The sequence below is a fragment of the Pseudomonas izuensis genome, assembly GCF_002356535.2.
Classification (GTDB): domain Bacteria; phylum Pseudomonadota; class Gammaproteobacteria; order Pseudomonadales; family Pseudomonadaceae; genus Aquipseudomonas; species Aquipseudomonas izuensis.
On record NZ_AP017423.2, the window covers coordinates 6,145,063 to 6,161,803 of the forward strand.

The window sequence follows — 16,741 nt, forward strand, 5'->3', positions numbered from 1 at the left end:
GGTCCTTAGCGCGTGCCGCCGGTTTGTTTGAGGAAGTTCGCGAACAGTTCGTGCCCCTGTTCGGTCAGGATCGACTCGGGGTGGAACTGCACGCCTTCGATGTTCAGGGTCTTGTGGCGAAGGCCCATGATCTCGTCGACCGAGCCATCTTCGAGCTGGGTCCAGGCGGTCAGCTCGAGGCAATCGGGCAGAGTTTCACGCTTGACGATCAATGAATGATAGCGAGTAACTGTCAGCGGATTATTCAGACCTTCAAAAACACCCTTGTCCTCATGGAAAACCGGGCTGGTCTTGCCGTGCATGACCTGGCGAGCGCGGACTACATCGCCGCCGAAGGCCTGGCCGATGGACTGGTGGCCAAGGCACACGCCGAGAATCGGCAGTTTTCCGGCAAAGTGCTTGATGACATCAATCGAGACGCCGGCTTCGGTCGGGGTGCAAGGACCGGGAGAAACGACGATGCGCTCAGGGTTGAGGGCTTCGATTTCGGCAACGGTCAATTCATCGTTGCGCACGACTTTGACCTGGGAGCCCAGCTCACCAAGGTACTGCACAACGTTGTAGGTAAAAGAGTCGTAGTTATCGATCATCAGCAACATGGCGTTAAGAACCTCTTGAATTCACTGACTTCTAATGCAGCCTTCGAACGAACATCCCGCCGCGGCCTGCACTTGATCGATCAAGGCGGCCTGCAGGCGGGTCAGTTCATGGCTCAGCCTTGTGGAGTTTGTTCAGCCAGGGCAACGGCGCGGAACATCGCGCGGCGTTTGTTCAGGGTTTCTTCCCATTCCAGCGCCGGCACCGAGTCGGCGACGATACCGCCACCGGCTTGTACGTGCAGTTCGCCGTTCTTGATCACCGCCGTACGGATCGCAATGGCGGTGTCCATGTTGCCGTTCCAGGCGAAGTAACCGACGGCGCCGCCGTAGACACCCCGCTTGACCGGTTCCAGCTCGTCGATGATTTCCATCGCGCGAATCTTTGGTGCGCCAGACAAGGTGCCCGCCGGCAGGATCGCCCGCAGTGCATCCATCGCGGTCAGGCCGGCCTTCAATTGGCCGGTGACGTTGGACACAATGTGCATCACATTGGAATAGCGCTCGATGACCATTTTTTCGGTGAGCTTCACCGAACCGACTTCCGACACTCGACCGGTATCGTTGCGGCCCAGGTCGATCAGCATCAGGTGTTCGGCGATTTCCTTGTCGTCCGACAGCAGGTCTTTTTCCAGTTCCAGGTCAGCCTCTTCGTTGGCCCCGCGTGGGCGGGTGCCGGCGATCGGGCGTACGGTGATCAGGTTGTCTTCGACCCGCACCAGCACTTCCGGCGAGCTGCCGACGACGTGGAAGTCACCGAAGTTGAAGAAGTACATGTACGGCGTCGGGTTGAAGCAGCGCAGCGCACGGTACAGATCGATGGGCGCAGCCTTGAAGTCGATCGACATGCGCTGGGACGGCACGACCTGCATGCAGTCACCGGCCAGGATGTACTCCTTGATGGTGTCGACGGCTTTTTCGTAATCGTCCTGGGTAAAACTGGAGCGGAACACCGGATCAGCCGATTGCTGCCGGCTGAAATCCAGGCCACGGCGCGGGGTGATCGGCTGGCGGAGCTTTTCCAAAAGCTCCTCCAGACGTGCGCGACCTTGTTCGAAGGCGTCTTCCTGCGCCGGGTCGGCCAGGACGATTGCATGCATCTTGCCGGCGAGGTTGTCGAACACCACGACCGCATCGGACACCATCAGCAAAATGTCCGGCACGCCCAGTGGATCCGGGTTCGGGCACTTGCCCAGGCGCTTTTCCACATAACGCACGCAGTCGTAACCGAAGTAACCCACCAGGCCGCCGTTGAAGCGCGGCAGGCCGGCGATGGTCGGCACGTTGTAACGGGCCTTGAAGGCTTCGACGAAAGCCAGCGGATCTTCAACGTCATGGCTCTCGGTTTCGACGCCATCGACGGTCACGCTGACGTGGTGATCGTGAACCCGCATCACGGTGCGGCACGGCAGGCCGATGATCGAGTAACGGCCCCATTTTTCGCCGCCCTGCACCGACTCCAGCAGGTAAGAGTTGGGCTCGTCGGCCAGCTTCAGGTAGATCGACAGCGGCGTGTCGAAGTCGGCCAGGGTTTCGCAGGCAAGCGGGATGCGGTTGTAGCCGGCAGCGGCCAAACGCAGGAATTCTTCGCGGATCATGATGTGCCTCGTGGCTTGAGGGTCTAACAGTCAGGTAAGCAAACGCGCCGGATAACCGGCCAGGAACAAGTCAGGCGCGCCAACGCCAGCGGGCCAGGGCCTTGATGACTTTCATCCAGAGTTTGCGAGTGACCACCACGATGGAGTTTCCAGGAGGGGATTGAACAGCGTCGGGCAACGTTATCTCAGCGGCAAGATCCAGGCAACCGGGAATTAGCTTGCGCAGATCGTCGATGACCAGTGACGGCGACTCTTCGGCAATCGGCCGGCCATGGTTGTAGCCATAGCTCAACGCCACGCACTTGACCCCCGCCGCTTTAGCCGCCAGCACATCGCTGCGCGAATCGCCGACGAACAAGGATTGCGAGGCCGGGATGTTGGCCATTTTCATCACGAAAAACAGCGCGGCCGGATCGGGTTTTTTCTGTGGCAGGGTGTCACCGCCGATGATCCATTTGAAATAGCGGCCGATTTTCATCTGATCCAGCAGTGGTGCGACAAACCGCTCCGGCTTATTGGTAATCAGCGCCATTTCCACGCCTTGTTTGTTCAGCCACTTGAGGGTGTCACGCACACCGGGGTAAACCACCGTCAGCGCGTGACCGTCCTCATAAAAGCCGTTGAACAACGTCAGGGCATGCTCCGCTTCGGCCTCGTCGACACCCTCGGCATCGATGTCGTTGGCCAATGCGCGGCGTACCAACATGTGCACGCCATTGCCTACCCAGTCACGTACCGACTCGATGCCAGCAGGTTGACGCCCGAGTTTGAGCAGCATTTTGTCGACAGCCGCGGCGAGATCGGGGACCGAATCGACCAGCGTGCCATCCAGATCGAACATCACCAGCCGTGGCAGACGCCCCGGGAACAGCTGCTCAAAACCACTCATGGACGGGCCAGCGCCAGTTCGGAACGCATTTTCTCGATCACTTCCTGGTAATTCGGTGCATTGAAGATCGCTGAACCGGCGACGAAGGTGTCGGCGCCTGCCGCTGCGATTTCACGAATGTTGTTCACATTCACGCCGCCGTCGATTTCCAGGCGTATGTCACGACCAGAGGCATCGATCAAGGCACGCGCTTCGCGCAATTTGTCGAGGGTGCCAGGAATGAATTTCTGCCCGCCGAACCCCGGGTTCACGCTCATCAGCAGGATCATGTCGACCTTGTCCATCACGTACTTGAGCACGTCCAGCGGGGTCGCCGGGTTGAACACCAGGCCGGATTTGCAGCCGCCTTCGCGGATCAGTTGCAGGGAGCGGTCGACGTGCTGGGTGGCTTCCGGGTGGAAGGTGATGTAGGTCGCGCCGGCTTCGATGAAGTCACCGACGATGCGGTCCACCGGACTGACCATCAGGTGTGCGTCGATTGGCGCAGTCACACCGTACTTGCGCAGTGCCGCGCACACCATCGGGCCGATGGTCAGGTTGGGTACGTAGTGGTTGTCCATGACATCGAAGTGCACGAAATCGGCGCCAGCGGCCAGGACATTGTCCACTTCCTCGCCCAGGCGGGCGAAGTCGGCGGAGAGAATCGATGGAGCAATTACGAAGGGCTGCATGACGCACCTTTTCTGAGCTAAATCACGATGGCGCGCATTGTATACCTCATGCTTTGGCGCGCGCACCGTGGGCGCGATGATTGGGCTTTGCCATCAGTCATCAACGGCAGAGGCTCTAGTACGCCGCGCGGTAGATTTTCTCGATATCGACAGCACTCAGTTTGCGCGGATTATTGCGCATCAGGCGTTCGATCCCCGCGGCTTCCACGGCCATGTCCGGGATGGCATCCTCGGGAACCCCGAAACTGCGCAGTCCTGACGGAATTTCCACCGCGGCGCACAACGCGCTCATGGCCTCCACGGCTTTATCGGCCGCATCATGGGCGCTCAGATGAACGGTCTTTACGCCCATGGCCTCGGCAATATCCTGCATTCGTTCGACACAGGCCATCTTGTTCCAGGTCATGACATAGGGCAGCAGCAGGGCATTGCTCACGCCATGGGCAATGTTGAAGCGCCCACCCAGCGGATACGCCAGCGCATGCACCGCGCCGACCCCGGCATTGCCGAACGCCATGCCGGCCATCAGGCTGGCGGTGGCCATGTCTTCTCGGGCTTGCAGGTTGGACGGATTGGCGTAGGCCTTGGGAAGCGCCTTGGCGATCAATTTGATCGCGCCGATGGCCAGGGCGTCGGTAATCGGCGATGCATTGACCGACAGATAGGATTCGATGGCATGCACCAGCGCATCGACACCACTGGCGGCCGTGACACTGCGCGGGCAGGTCAGGGTCATTTGTGGGCTGACCAGCGCCACATCCGGCAACAGGTAGTCGCTGACGATGCCTTTCTTCAATTGCGCGACCTTGTCGGAGAGGATCGCCACATTGGTCACTTCCGAGCCGGTGCCAGCGGTGGTTGGAATCGCGATCAGCGGCGGGCCTTTGCGCGGCACCTGTCCGATGCCGAACAAATCCTCCAGCGCGCCGTGGTATCCGGCATAGGCGGCAACGCTCTTGGCGATATCGATGGCACTGCCGCCACCCAGACCAATCAACCCGTCGTGCCCACCCTCGCGGTAAACGCGCATGCAGTCTTCGACGATGGCGATTTCCGGGTCGGGCAGCACCCGGTCGAAAATCTCGTAGCTGCGGCCCCCGAGCTGCGCCAGCGCCAGCTCTACGGTGCCGGATTTCACCAGGGCGGCGTCGGTAACGATCAGCGGATTGTCGATGTCCAGCCGGGTCAGTTCCGCCGCGAGTTGCTCAATGGCCCCCGCGCCGGTGATCAGTTTGTGAGCAATTTTGAAGGAGGAAAGACTCATGTGCGCAGCCTCTTATAGATAGGGGAGCTGGGCACAAGAGTAGCTGGGGATTTGGGGTTGGCTGGTATTCAGGCTGTGAATGAACTGAATGTCCACCGGAGCCCCCTGTGGGAGCGAGCCTGCTCGCGAAGACGGTTGAACATTCGACATTTGAGTCGACTGACACTCAGCATTCGCGAGCAGGCTCGCTCCCACAGTTGATCGATGTGACGCCTTAGACCTGTGCAGTACGCAGTTTCTCGCTACGACCACGCAGCCATTCCAGGGTCAGTAGCAGAATCACCGAGAAGGCAATCAACAGCGTCGCGGCGGCGGCGATGGTCGGGCTGAGGTTTTCGCGGATGCCACTGAACATCTGCCGAGGCAGCGTCGCTTGCTCGGGGCCGGCGAGGAACAGCGTCACCACCACCTCATCGAACGAAGTGGCGAAGGCGAACAACGCACCGGAGATCACGCCGGGCGCAATCAATGGCAAGGTCACCCGACGGAACGCCACCAGTGGCGAGGCACCAAGGCTCGCCGCAGCCCGCACCAGGTTCTGGTTGAACCCCTGCAAGGTCGCCGACACGGTGATGATCACAAACGGCACACCGAGCACGGCATGCACGACGATCAGCGAGGTATAGCTGTTGCCAAATCCCAATGGAGCGAAGGTCAGGTAGCTGGCCACACCAATGATGACTACCGGGACCACCATCGGCGAAATCACCAGCGCCATCACCAGCGGCTTGCCCGGAAAATCACCCCGGGTCAGGCCGATCGCCGCCAGCGTGCCGAAGATCATCGCCAGTACCGTCGCTGCCGGGGCCACGATGATGCTGTTCTTCAACGAACGCATCCATTCCGCCGAGGCGAAGAAGTCCTGGTACCAGTGCAGCGAAAAGCCTTGCAGCGGATAGACCAGAAAACTCCCCGAGTTGAACGACAGCGGAATGATCACCAGCACCGGCAGGATCAGGAACAACAGAATCAGGCCGCAGAGAATCCGCAAGCTGTAGAACCACACCCGCTCGATGGGCGACATATAAGGACTCAGCATTTCATTCTCCCCTTAGCTCAAGCGCAGGCGGCTCGCGCCCACCAGCCAGCTGTAAATCAGATAAAGCACCACGGTCGCCAGGAGCAGCAGCCCGCCGAGAGCGGTCGCCATGCCCCAGTTGATGCTGGTGTTGGTGTAGAAGGCGACGAAGTAGCTGACCATCTGATCGTTCGGACTGCCCAGCAACGCCGGGGTGATGTAGTAGCCGATGGCGAGGATGAACACCAACAGGCAACCGGCGCCGACACCGGCATAGGTTTGCGGGAAGTACACCCGCCAGAAGCTGGCGAATGGATGGCAGCCCAGGGAAATGGCCGCCCGCATGTAGGTCGGCGAAATGCCTTTCATCACGCTGTAGATCGGCAGGATCATGAACGGCAGCAGGATGTGCACCATGGAGATGTAGACACCGATGCGGTTGAACACCAGCTCCACCGGTTTATCGATGATGCCCAGGGCCATCAAGCCGCTGTTGATCAACCCACCCGATTGCAGCAAGACGATCCACGCCGCGACTCGCACCAGGATCGAGGTCCAGAACGGCAACAGCACCAGAATCATCAGCAGGTTGCTTTGCCGCGACGGCAGGTTCGCCAGCAGATAAGCCAGTGGATAGGCCAGCACCAGGCAGATCACGGTGATGATCAACCCCATCCAGAAGGTGCGGGTGAAAATGTCGAGGTAGATCGCCTGGTCAGGCGTGGCCGGAGCCAGTTCACCGAGATCGTCAATGCGGTGATCGACAGCGGCCAGCAGGTAGTACGGCGTGATGCTGCTGGTGTTGCGGCGTACGGCTTGCCAATAGGCCGGATCGCCCCAGCGCTCGTCGAGACCTTCCAGTGCTTCTTTATAGGAGGCCGGTTCGGTGGCGAACGGCAAGGCGCGTGCAGTTTTGGTCAGCAGGCTGCGGTAGCCGGCCAACTCCATGTTCAAGCGCTTGGACAGGTCGCCCAAGGTCTGGTTCTTGCGGGCTTCGGCGAGGTCTTCGCTGGCAGCCTTGTAAACCGGTTCGGCGGGCAATCCACGACCGTCCCAGCTGGCGATAGCCGTCACGGTGCGCGGCATGCCACCGACCACTTCCGGGTTACCGACGCTTTTGTAGAGTAGCGCCGCGATCGGCACCAGGAACACCAGCAACAGAAACAGCACCAGCGGCGCGATCAACGCCTGGGCCTTCCAGCGGTTGACCCGTTCGGCGTGCTTGAGCCGCTGCTTCAAGGTGGGGTCAGTGCCCGCGTTCAGGGGAACGGCGATAGCCATGGCGTACTCCGGAAATCTTTGATCATTGCAGAGGCGGGAAACCACCTCGATCGTTTAATGCACACAACCCTAATGTGGGAGCGGGCTTGCTCGCGAAAGCGGAGTGTCAGTCAACAATGATGCTGAATGTGCTGACGTCTTCGCGAGCAGGCTCGCTCCTACAGCGTAAGCCCGCGGTGCGGTCTTACTTGGCAGCCCAGGAATTGAAGCGCTGTTCCAGTTGTTCGCCGTTGTCAGCCCAGAAGCTGACGTCGATCTGCACCTGGTTGGCGATGTTTTCCGGAGTGGTCGGCATGTCTTTCAGGACATCCTTGGCCAGCAACGGTACGGCCTGGGTGTTGGCCGGACCGTAAGCGATGTTTTCCGAGTAGGTCTTCTGCTGCTGAGGCTGTACCGAGAACGCAATGAATTTCTTCGCTGCTTCAGCGCGAGCCTTATCCAGACCTTTCGGAATGGCCCAGGCATCGAAATCGTAGATGCCGCCGTTCCACACCACTTTCAGGTTGCTTTCTTTCTGCACGGCAGCGATACGGCCGTTGTAGGCCGAGCTCATGACCACGTCACCGGAAGCGAGGTATTGAGGCGGTTGTGCACCGGCTTCCCACCACTGAATGTTCGGCTTGAGCTCATCGAGCTTCTTGAACGCGCGGTCCTGACCATCTTTGCCGGCCAGCACTTTGTAGACGTCTTTCGGCGCAACGCCGTCGGCCATCAGTGCGAATTCCAGGGTGTACTTGGCACCTTTACGCAGGCCACGCTTGCCCGGGAACTGCTTGGTGTCCCAGAAATCCGCCCAGCTGGTCGGTGCCGTTTTCAGCTTGTCGGCGTTGTAGGCCAACACGGTCGACCACACGAAGAAGCCCACGCCGCATGGCTGAATGGCGCCCTTGACGTAGTCTTCGTTCTTGCCGAACAGCGCCGGATCGAGTTGCTCGAACATGTCTTCGTCGCAACCACGGGACAGTTCTGGCGATTCAACCTCTACCAGATCCCAGGACACGCTCTTGGTGTCGACCATGGCCTTGACCTTGGCCATTTCACCGTTGTACTCGCCCGCCACGATCTTGCCGTTGCCTGCCGCTTCCCACGGTGCGTAGAAGGCTTTGACCTGCGCCGCCTTGTTCGCCCCGCCAAAGGACACCACGGTCAGGTCCGGGCCAGCGGCCATTGCGCCCGCAGCCCCCATCATGCCCAGTGCCAGAGCGGTGAATTTCAGGGATCTCAACATTTATTGTTCTCTCCACGTGCAGGGTTGGTGTTGTTGAAGCCAGGGCGATCAGTTCGCCTCTAGAATTGGGTCGAGCGCACGTACGTGCTCGACCTGCCAGCCAAGCGGAACCACGTCACCGACTGCGAGGCCGGGATCGAGCTCGGCAATCGGTTGCTTCACGAAGAAGTCGGTCTTGCCACAGACTTCCAGGCGAACCCGGACGTGGTCGCCCAGATAGATGAATTCCTCCACCCGTCCCGAGAAACGGTTGCTGCAAGACTCGCTGGAACCATTGAGGCTCACGCGTTCCGGGCGAATGGACAAGGTCACCGGCTCACCGGTCTTGCCGACATTCACCGCCAGCGCTTCAACTTTTTCACCGCGACCCAGTTCGACAATGCAGCGGTCGCCGGTCTGGCTGTGCAGGCGGCCATTAAGGCGGTTGTTCTCGCCGATGAAGTTGGCGACGAAGGTGTTTTTCGGCTCCTCATAGAGCGTGCGCGGTGGCGCGATCTGCTGGATCTCGCCTTGATGGAATACCGCCACACGATCAGACATGGTCAGGGCTTCGCCCTGGTCGTGGGTCACGTACACCACGGTCACGCCCAGACGCTGGTGCAGGTGTTTGATTTCCATCTGCATGTGTTCACGCAGTTGCTTGTCGAGTGCGCCGAGGGGTTCGTCCATCAGCACCAGTTGCGGTTCGAACACCAATGCGCGGGCCAGGGCCACACGCTGCTGCTGACCGCCGGACAGTTGCGCCGGATAACGCTGAGCAAACGCATCGAGCTGCACCATACTCAGCACGCGCTTGACCTTGTCGCTGACGTCGCTCTTGTTCAAGCCGCGCACGGTGAGCGGGAACGCCAGGTTCTCGGCGACCGTCATGTGCGGAAACAACGCATAGTTCTGGAACACCATGCCGATGTCACGCTTGTGCGGCGGCACGTTGTTGATGGAGCGACCGGCCAGCAGGATTTCGCCTGCGGTCGGGGTTTCAAAACCAGCGAGCATCATCAGACTCGTGGTTTTGCCCGAACCGGACGGCCCGAGCAAGGTGAGGAATTCACCTTTGCGAATGTCCAGGTTGAGGTCTTTGACGATCAGGTTCTCGCCGTCGTAGCTCTTCTGCACTCCACGAAAGCTGACCAGAACATCATTGGCCCCTGCGCTTGAATCGACCTGGCTCATACCCACACCTTTGTTGTTGTTGACTGCTGTGGACTAAGCCTAGTGGACGCTGGGGACCGCGCAAATCGGGACGCAGGAGAGAATCGCCTCAGCCGGATGGAAGGTTGGGGGTAGGGATTGCCCTACAAGAATGGCGGGATTTGGCAAGCGCGGTGGCGAGTAGCTAGCTGCAAGCGGCAAGAACAAGCAAAAGCGGCCGAAAAGTGCTGTCGCTATTGGATAAGTCCGCTATCGCAAGCGATGTGGCGAACCCTTGTGGGAGCGAGCCTGCTCGCGAAGGCGGTGGATCAGGCGAAGGCCCATCGACTGACGCACCGCCTTCGCGAGCAGGCTCGCTCCCACAATAGTAGATCGGTGATCTTTTAGAGAAGCTTGTGCTCCATCGCGTATTTCACCAGTTCAGCCAGCGAGGTGATGTTGAGCTTCTGCATCAACCGCGCCTTATGGGTGCTGATGGTCTTGCTGCTCAACGCCAATTGCTGGGCGATGTCGTTGACGTTGGCGCCCTGGGCCAGGCGCTCGAACACAGAAAACTCACGCTCCGAGAGCAATGAGTGCAGCGGCCGCGAATCGGTCAAGCCGACCTCGAAGACCATGCGGTCGGCCAGGTCCGGGTCGATATAGCGACCACCCGCCGCGACCCGGCGGATGGCCGTCAGCAACAGGGCCGGATCGCTGTCCTTGGTCGCGTAGCCGGCAGCGCCAATCTTCAGCGCGCGGGCCGCCATCTGCGCCTCGTCGTGCATTGACAACACCAGGATCACCGGCGGGTTGTTCAGTGCGCGAATTCGCGGAATCGCCTCAAGGCCATTCACGCCCGGCATGGAAATATCGAGCAATACCACTTCACAGGGCACATGCCGCAAGGTCTCAAGCAATTGCTCACCATTGCTCGCCTCCCCCACCACCAACAAATCCTTGGCCAGGCCGATCAATTGCTTGATGCCTTCGCGGACGATGGTGTGGTCTTCGGCTACCAGTACACGGATCACTTACTTATCCTCATCCAACGGCACTCGCACGATCAAAGTCGTGCCCTCTCCGGGCTCACTCTCAAGCGATAATTCACCGCCCATGATCAACACCCGCTCACGCATGCCCACAATCCCAAAGGATGACGGTCTACCCGTAGTTGGGACAAATCCTACGCCGTCATCGCTGACGGTCAGACACAGCTCGTCGCCTTCAAGGACCAGTGTCAGTTCGACAGTATGCGCCTGGGCGTGACGCATGACATTGGTCAGCGCTTCCTGAAGGATTCGAAACAGGCCAATTGCCTTGGCATCGCTGAGCACCGGCAAGTTATCCGGCACTTGCACCAGACACGGGATCTGCGTACGCGCCTCGAAGCGGCGGGCCTGCCACTCGATAGCGGACGCGATCCCCGCATCGAGAATCGGTGGACGCAACGCCGTCGCCACATCGCGCACTAACTGGAACAGTTGGGCAATCAAGCGTTTCATGCTGTTTAAGCGCTCGTGCAGCCCGGGATCGAGTTGCGCATAGGCCAGTTCGCACATGGACGTTTCCAGCTTGAGCACGGTCAGCATCTGACCCAGCTCGTCGTGAACTTCCCGGGCAATGCGGGCCTTTTCCTCTTCACGCACACTCTCAAGGTGCGCGGACAATTCCCGCAACTGCTCCCGTGAGCTGGCCAGCTCCAGCTCGATGCGCTTGCTTTCGCTGATGTCCCAGACAATGCCGTCCCAGACGTAGGCACCGTCTTCAAGGCGACGGGTAATGGCCTTGATTTCCGCCCAGCGCTGTTCGCCCTGGCGCGTGAGAATTCTCCCTTGCCACGACCAGTCGCTGTCGGTGTCCAGGGCAAGGTCCTGGGTCTGGTGGTAGCTGGCCTTGTCGTCCGGATGCACCAGGCTGCGAAGGCCTTTGTCCCGATGGGCCAGGGTGACCGGCGAGTAACCAACAAGGCTCTCACTCCCCTCACTGATGTAGGCAAAGTCGATCTGCCCTGTCACCGGCGCCCGTTCCAGGCGAAAGACCAGACCAGGCACATTCGCCGCGATCCCTTGCAGCCGCGCCTCGCTCTCCTGCAACGCGGCAAGGGCGCGACGGCGTTCGGTGACGTCAGTGAGGTAGACCACCAGATACTCGCCGTCGCGAAAGCGCAGGAAGCTCAGCGAAACATCGGCTGGCAGGATGCTGCCATCCGCCCGCAGACAATTGGTTTCGAAACTTTGCGGTGCATCATCGCTGGCCCTGGCGCGTTTCCACAGGTTCAACCAGCGGTCCATATGCAGGCCGGGTTCGAAGTCGATCAATGGCCGATCGATGATTCCACCCGACGAATAGCCCAGCATGGTTTCAGCCGCGCGGTTGGCATAACGCACATGACTGTCCCAATTGACCCAAAGAATGCCGACGGTGCTCTGATCGATGGAGAACTGCGTCAGCCGCAGGGCCTCTTCGCTGGCAGCGCGCAAGGCAATGTCGTCCTGTGCCGCCGCCAATCGCTGCTCCAGACTGTGCTGCTGGCGGCGCTGCCAAAACACGATGGCCATGCAGCTCAGAGCCAGCACCAGCAAAAGCAGGCAGAGGTTTTTCCAGAAACCCGGCGATTCGGTGAGTCTTGGATACTTGGGTTGCAGCCATTGATTGTGCAGACTTTCCAGATCCTTGGCGGGGATCGCCCGCAGTGCGCTTTCGACAATGCCCGCCAGCTCCGGTTTGTCGCGCCGGGTGGCCACCCGCAGCAACTGCGGCAAGCCGATGTCACCCACCACCACCAGCTCGGCAAACTCCGGCTCGATGGACAGACGCCCCAATTGCGCTTCATCGACCACCGCGTAACCGGCCTGCTGGCTCAACAACAACTGCAACGCCTGACGCTCGATCGGAACCCCCTGGAGATTCAGGTGCGGATAGTTGCCGCGCAAATAATCGGCGGTGGCACTGGGCATGCGTACGGCGACGCGGGTCTGGCTGTCGAGTTTTTCCAGCTCCACCGCACCCGTGCTTTTCTGGTCGCTGACGACCAGTTGCGGCACTCGCATGTAAGGATCGGAAAACTGCCAGAGGCGCAGACCTGCGGGGGTTTGGGTCAACCCTGGAGCGATGTCGATTTCACCCGCGCGTGCCGCGGCCTCCAGTTGCTCAAGGTCGGGAAAGTTACGCCAGCTCAGTTCGACATTGAGTGCCTTGGCGAGCCATTTCATCAGCTCGACGTTGGCCCCGGACAGGCGTTGCAACCGTCGATCGTATTGCGCATAGGGCGCTTGCAACACCAGCCCCACCCGTAGTTCGTCCTGCTGCGCCAGCCATTGCTGTTGCCGGGGCGACAAGACGGCCGCGTGCACCGCAGGCGCGGCCGCCGCCCATCCCATCAAGGGAAACCACAAACAGCCGATAACCCACAGGCAGCGAAAACGCATCATCGAACTCTCACACACTGACAAATACTGACCAACCCATTAGGCTGCCGGAATAATTTCTGGCCTGGAATATCCGATGCCCCCTGACTACCGCCTGGCACTGCCAGCATTGTGCCTGTCGCTGATCCTGCCATGCGCTTTTTCCGTCGAGGCCGCCGACGCGACACCTGCCGCCACGGCAAATGTCACGCAAAAGGCTGCCGAAGAAAAACCGGTGGAACGTCAGCCGCTGCCTGAGCGTAGCCAGGAAGAAGCGGCAGCACTGGAGCGAAAAATCCCGGCCCAGGAACAGCAGCAACTGCAAGCGGGCAGCGATACCTTCCTGGCCTTGTGGAAGCCAGCCAATGCCGCCGACCCGAAAGGCGCGGTGATTATCATCCCGGGCGCTGGCGAAACCGCTGACTGGCCGCAAGCCATTGGTCCGTTGCGGCGCAATTTGCCGAACGTAAAGTGGAGCAGCCTGAGTATCACCTTGCCAGATTTGCAAAGCGATGCCATTGCGCCACGCGTTATCGAAGTGCCGCCAGCGCCCAAGACACCGGACGCCGGCAGCAAGGACTCGACCACCGCAGCCCCCATCGAACAGGCAGCCGGCGGTGAAGCCGAAGTGGCTGACAAGCCTGTCGCCGAAACCAGCGAAGAACAAGGCAAGGCGGATGCCGAGCGGATTTACGCCCGCATCGATGCAGCCATCGCTTTCGCGGAGCAGCAAAGTGCTCGCAGCATCGTCGTGCTGGGGCATGGCACAGGCGCTTACTGGGCTGCACGCTATTTGAGCGAGAAACAGCCATCGCAAGTCGAGCGGTTCGTCATGGTTGCCGCGCAGACACCCGCTCAGGCAAAACCGGCGCTGGACGAACTCACGCCGACCTTGAAGCTGCCGACCGCAGATATCTTCTATGTGGACAAACCGCTGGACCGCAACGCGGCGCTGGCCCGATTGCAAGCCAGCAAACGCTTGAAGACTTCGGCATTCAGCCAGGTATCACTCAAGGCGTTGCCAGGTGATGCCAATGCACAACAGGAGCAGTTGGTTCGGCGGGTGCGGGGTTGGTTGAATCCGCAGAATGCGGCGGACTGACAGACCGAGTCGCCGTCATCGCGGGCGAAACAAATGTTTCCTGCTAACGAAAATCCCGCCGCTGACGAATCAACGTATAAGCATTGTGCAATTCCCGCGTCTTCTCGGTCGCCTCGCGCACTTGCGACGCCGTCGCCCCGCTGCCGGCAATCTTGTCAGGATGATGACGGCTGAGCAGGCGCCGATATGCGCGCTTGATCTGCGCCGGTTCACTGGTGGCGGACACGCCCAACAGTCGCAAGGCATCCTGATAAGTCACGGCACTGCTGACCTGAGCACGTTTTTGCGGTTCGTAGTCAATCGCCAAAGCCTGCACCTGATGCGACGTCCAGCCCAGCCATTTGCCCCATTGAGCGATCAGCGCTCGCTCACCGGGGCCCGCGCGCCCATCGGCCCAGACCATCCGCCAACAGGCGCGCAACACCCCTTCTGCCGCATGGGGCTGAGCACTCAGGCGACGCAGATAACTACGCAACCGGTCGTTTCCCGACTTCCCGCGATTGAACGCCGCAATCGCCCGACGCCGGGCAGATTCGTTCATGTCCAGCGAGCGCATTTCTTGTCGCGCCTGCTGAATGTGACCATCCACAACCCGTCCGTCGCACTTGGCCAGTCGTCCCAGCAGGACGAACAGCAATTCATCGTTGCGCAGCACCGAACGGCCGCCAAGTTTTTCACGCAGATGCGCCCAACTCTGCAAGTGCAGGCGCCGATCCAGGGCCTGCCCCAACAAAGCACCAAGCATGGCCCCCGGAATGCTTGCAATGGCAAACCCCACCCCGGCTCCAATCAGAGTCCCTGGCCATAACATGTCAGCGTCTCGCTTCAATCAGGGCGTCAGCTTCAGCCAGGCGCTCATGGGTGCCGACATCCACCCAATGCCCGCTCAGGCGTTCGCCGGACACTTGTCCTTTCGCCATCGCGGCACGCAGCAACGGTGCCAGCTTGAACGCCCCGCCAGAGCAACCTTCGAAGAGCCGCGGATGCAGCACCGCGATGCCGCTGTACGTCAGGGTGGTGGCGCCAGGATGACCATCGCAAACCTGCCCGTCGATCAGTTGAAAATCCCCGGCCGGATGATGGGCCGGGTTGCTGGCCAACACCAGATGGGCAAGACCGACAATCGGCTGATGCAGCACACTGAAGTCGTAATCGGTCCAGATGTCGCCATTGACCACGACAAAGGCCTCATCGCCCAGCAACGGCAATGCACGGAAAATCCCGCCACCGGTCTCCAGCGGCTCCCCTTCCGGCGAGTACTGGATGCTCACGCCATAGCGCGATCCGTCGCCCAGATAGTCTTCGATCTGCTGACCGAGCCAGGCATGGTTGATCACAATCTCGGTAAAACCCGCAGTGGCCAGCGCACGCAGGTGATACTCGATCAGTGGCACCCCGCCTGCACGTACCAGCGGTTTTGGCGTGGTCAGGGTCAACGGGCGCATGCGCTCGCCTTTGCCTGCCGCCAGAATCATTGCCTTCATGCTGTCACTCCGGCACGCAGACTGGCGAGCAACACATCCAGTCCGGCCAGTTCAGGACGGCGAGCGATCACGGCTTCTATATATGAAAAGAACCGCGGCACGTCGCCCAGGTAACGCGGCTTGCCGTCGCGATGACAGATGCGGGCGAAGATCCCGATCACTTTCAGGTGACGCTGCACACCCATCAAGTCACTGGCACGCAGGAAGTCTTCAAAGTCCGGCTGCACCGGAATATTCAACACAACGGCTTGCTGCCAATAGCTTTCCAGCCAACCGCGCACGCGCTCTTCGGGCCAACTGAGGAAGGCATCCTTGAACAGGCACGTCACGTCGTAGGTCACCGGACCGTAAACCGCATCCTGGAAATCCAGCACACCGGGATTCGGCTCGCTGAGCATCAGATTGCGCGGCATGTAATCGCGATGCACCAGGACCTTCGGCTGGGCCAAAGCGCTGTCGATCAACAAGTCGCTGACTTGCTGCCAGAGCACTTGTTGCGCCGCGTCGAACTCGACGCCCAGCTCACGCTTCACATACCACTCGGGGAACAATTCCAGTTCCCGGCGCAGTAACGCCACGTCATAACTTGGCAGCGGAGCAACCATCGGTAATTGCTGAAAGGCCAACAGCGCTTGCAGGGCATCCTTGAATAAATCGTCGGCGTTTTCGCTGTCGATTACGTCAAGATACGTCTTGTTGCCCAAGTCATTAAGCAAAAGAAAACCGCGCTCGAGGTCTTCGGCATAAATTTTCGGCACATTAATTCCGGATTTCGCCAGCAGAAAAGCGATATCCACGAATGGTTTGCAGTTTTCCTGGGGCGGCGGCGCATCCATTACGATGAAACTTTTACCCGCGCCCTCCCAACGGAAATAACGCCGAAAACTCGCGTCGCTACTGGCCGCAGTCAACGTGGCCGGAGGTATGGCACCCCAACCCTGTTCTGCAAAAAGAACCGCCAACTGTTCATCGAGCCAAACTTTCAGGTGTTGCAAACGTACATCTTGTTCAGGCATTGCTAGGGTCTCCGACGGCGCTAGCCGTCAAGCGGGTCATGCTTTATTATCCA

The 16,741-nt window shown here is 60.0% G+C and carries 15 protein-coding genes; 1 reads left to right on the forward strand and 14 read right to left on the reverse strand.

The genetic code is table 11. The annotated features are described in order from the left end of the window. Positions 1–5: 5 nt before the first annotated feature. The 11 genes from LAB08_RS27585 to LAB08_RS27635 all read right to left on the reverse strand — a co-directional run bounded on the left by LAB08_RS27585 (position 6) and on the right by LAB08_RS27635 (position 13,110). Positions 6–599, reverse strand: coding sequence for an aminodeoxychorismate/anthranilate synthase component II (locus LAB08_RS27585; protein ID WP_096514722.1), 594 nt, complete (start codon positions 597–599; stop codon positions 6–8). 113 nt (positions 600–712) lie between these two features. Continuing rightward, a complete protein-coding gene (trpE, locus tag LAB08_RS27590; protein WP_096514720.1) occupies positions 713–2,194 on the reverse strand; it encodes an anthranilate synthase component I in 1,482 nt (493 codons plus the stop codon). Between the two features lie 70 nt (positions 2,195–2,264). Next, on the reverse strand, positions 2,265–3,083 hold the full coding sequence (locus LAB08_RS27595) for a phosphoglycolate phosphatase (protein ID WP_096514718.1): 819 nt from the start codon (positions 3,081–3,083) through the stop codon (positions 2,265–2,267). Next, entirely contained in the window at positions 3,080–3,754 is a 675-nt protein-coding gene (gene rpe, locus LAB08_RS27600; RefSeq protein ID WP_008035979.1) for a ribulose-phosphate 3-epimerase, read from the reverse strand. Before rpe ends, LAB08_RS27595 begins: the two co-directional genes overlap by 4 nt. A 115-nt stretch (positions 3,755–3,869) precedes the next feature. After that, complete coding sequence (locus LAB08_RS27605; RefSeq protein WP_096514716.1) at positions 3,870–5,018, reverse strand: iron-containing alcohol dehydrogenase; 1,149 nt, start codon at positions 5,016–5,018, stop codon at positions 3,870–3,872. 214 nt (positions 5,019–5,232) lie between these two features. Then, positions 5,233–6,057: an ABC transporter permease gene (locus LAB08_RS27610; RefSeq protein ID WP_096514714.1), complete on the reverse strand. Its 825-nt coding sequence runs from the start codon at positions 6,055–6,057 to the stop codon at positions 5,233–5,235. Between the two features lie 12 nt (positions 6,058–6,069). Beyond that, positions 6,070–7,317: an ABC transporter permease gene (locus tag LAB08_RS27615; RefSeq protein ID WP_096514712.1), complete on the reverse strand. Its 1,248-nt coding sequence runs from the start codon at positions 7,315–7,317 to the stop codon at positions 6,070–6,072. Between the two features lie 184 nt (positions 7,318–7,501). Continuing rightward, complete coding sequence (locus LAB08_RS27620) at positions 7,502–8,545, reverse strand: ABC transporter substrate-binding protein (protein ID WP_096514710.1); 1,044 nt, start codon at positions 8,543–8,545, stop codon at positions 7,502–7,504. A 48-nt stretch (positions 8,546–8,593) separates the two neighbouring features. Beyond that, positions 8,594–9,718, reverse strand: coding sequence for an ABC transporter ATP-binding protein (locus LAB08_RS27625; protein WP_096514708.1), 1,125 nt, complete (start codon positions 9,716–9,718; stop codon positions 8,594–8,596). Between the two features lie 362 nt (positions 9,719–10,080). Further along, complete coding sequence (locus LAB08_RS27630; RefSeq protein WP_096514706.1) at positions 10,081–10,710, reverse strand: response regulator; 630 nt, start codon at positions 10,708–10,710, stop codon at positions 10,081–10,083. Continuing rightward, positions 10,711–13,110, reverse strand: coding sequence for a PAS domain-containing sensor histidine kinase (locus LAB08_RS27635; protein ID WP_096514704.1), 2,400 nt, complete (start codon positions 13,108–13,110; stop codon positions 10,711–10,713). A 73-nt stretch (positions 13,111–13,183) separates the two neighbouring features. On the opposite strand from LAB08_RS27635, the gene LAB08_RS27640 reads away from it, so the two are divergent. Further along, a complete protein-coding gene (locus tag LAB08_RS27640; RefSeq protein ID WP_096514702.1) occupies positions 13,184–14,188 on the forward strand; it encodes an alpha/beta hydrolase family protein in 1,005 nt (334 codons plus the stop codon). A 43-nt stretch (positions 14,189–14,231) separates the two neighbouring features. Here the strand turns inward: LAB08_RS27640 and LAB08_RS27645 are convergent, their stop codons facing one another. The 3 genes from LAB08_RS27645 to LAB08_RS27655 are packed head-to-tail and all read right to left on the reverse strand — an operon-like array spanning position 14,232 to position 16,688. Then, entirely contained in the window at positions 14,232–14,999 is a 768-nt protein-coding gene (locus tag LAB08_RS27645; RefSeq protein WP_096514700.1) for a TerB family tellurite resistance protein, read from the reverse strand. A gap of 1 nt (position 15,000) precedes the next feature. Then, entirely contained in the window at positions 15,001–15,672 is a 672-nt protein-coding gene (gene murU / locus LAB08_RS27650; protein ID WP_096514698.1) for an N-acetylmuramate alpha-1-phosphate uridylyltransferase MurU, read from the reverse strand. After that, positions 15,669–16,688, reverse strand: coding sequence for an aminoglycoside phosphotransferase family protein (locus LAB08_RS27655; RefSeq protein ID WP_096514696.1), 1,020 nt, complete (start codon positions 16,686–16,688; stop codon positions 15,669–15,671). The genes murU and LAB08_RS27655 overlap by 4 nt, the downstream gene beginning before the upstream one ends. Positions 16,689–16,741 lie beyond the last annotated feature (53 nt).

What these genes read in the sequence shown, in the direction of transcription:
- LAB08_RS27585 (WP_096514722.1), bottom strand. Translation starts at nt 599, where the DNA reads ATGTTGCTGATGATCGATAACTACGACTCTTTTACCTACAACGTTGTG.
- trpE (WP_096514720.1), bottom strand. Translation starts at nt 2,194, where the DNA reads ATGATCCGCGAAGAATTCCTGCGTTTGGCCGCTGCCGGCTACAACCGC.
- LAB08_RS27595 (WP_096514718.1), bottom strand. Translation starts at nt 3,083, where the DNA reads ATGAGTGGTTTTGAGCAGCTGTTCCCGGGGCGTCTGCCACGGCTGGTG.
- rpe (WP_008035979.1), bottom strand. Translation starts at nt 3,754, where the DNA reads ATGCAGCCCTTCGTAATTGCTCCATCGATTCTCTCCGCCGACTTCGCC.
- LAB08_RS27605 (WP_096514716.1), bottom strand. Translation starts at nt 5,018, where the DNA reads ATGAGTCTTTCCTCCTTCAAAATTGCTCACAAACTGATCACCGGCGCG.
- LAB08_RS27610 (WP_096514714.1), bottom strand. Translation starts at nt 6,057, where the DNA reads ATGCTGAGTCCTTATATGTCGCCCATCGAGCGGGTGTGGTTCTACAGC.
- LAB08_RS27615 (WP_096514712.1), bottom strand. Translation starts at nt 7,317, where the DNA reads ATGGCTATCGCCGTTCCCCTGAACGCGGGCACTGACCCCACCTTGAAG.
- LAB08_RS27620 (WP_096514710.1), bottom strand. Translation starts at nt 8,545, where the DNA reads ATGTTGAGATCCCTGAAATTCACCGCTCTGGCACTGGGCATGATGGGG.
- LAB08_RS27625 (WP_096514708.1), bottom strand. Translation starts at nt 9,718, where the DNA reads ATGAGCCAGGTCGATTCAAGCGCAGGGGCCAATGATGTTCTGGTCAGC.
- LAB08_RS27635 (WP_096514704.1), bottom strand. Translation starts at nt 13,110, where the DNA reads ATGATGCGTTTTCGCTGCCTGTGGGTTATCGGCTGTTTGTGGTTTCCC.
- LAB08_RS27640 (WP_096514702.1), top strand. Translation starts at nt 13,184, where the DNA reads ATGCCCCCTGACTACCGCCTGGCACTGCCAGCATTGTGCCTGTCGCTG.
- LAB08_RS27645 (WP_096514700.1), bottom strand. Translation starts at nt 14,999, where the DNA reads ATGTTATGGCCAGGGACTCTGATTGGAGCCGGGGTGGGGTTTGCCATT.
- murU (WP_096514698.1), bottom strand. Translation starts at nt 15,672, where the DNA reads ATGAAGGCAATGATTCTGGCGGCAGGCAAAGGCGAGCGCATGCGCCCG.
- LAB08_RS27655 (WP_096514696.1), bottom strand. Translation starts at nt 16,688, where the DNA reads ATGCCTGAACAAGATGTACGTTTGCAACACCTGAAAGTTTGGCTCGAT.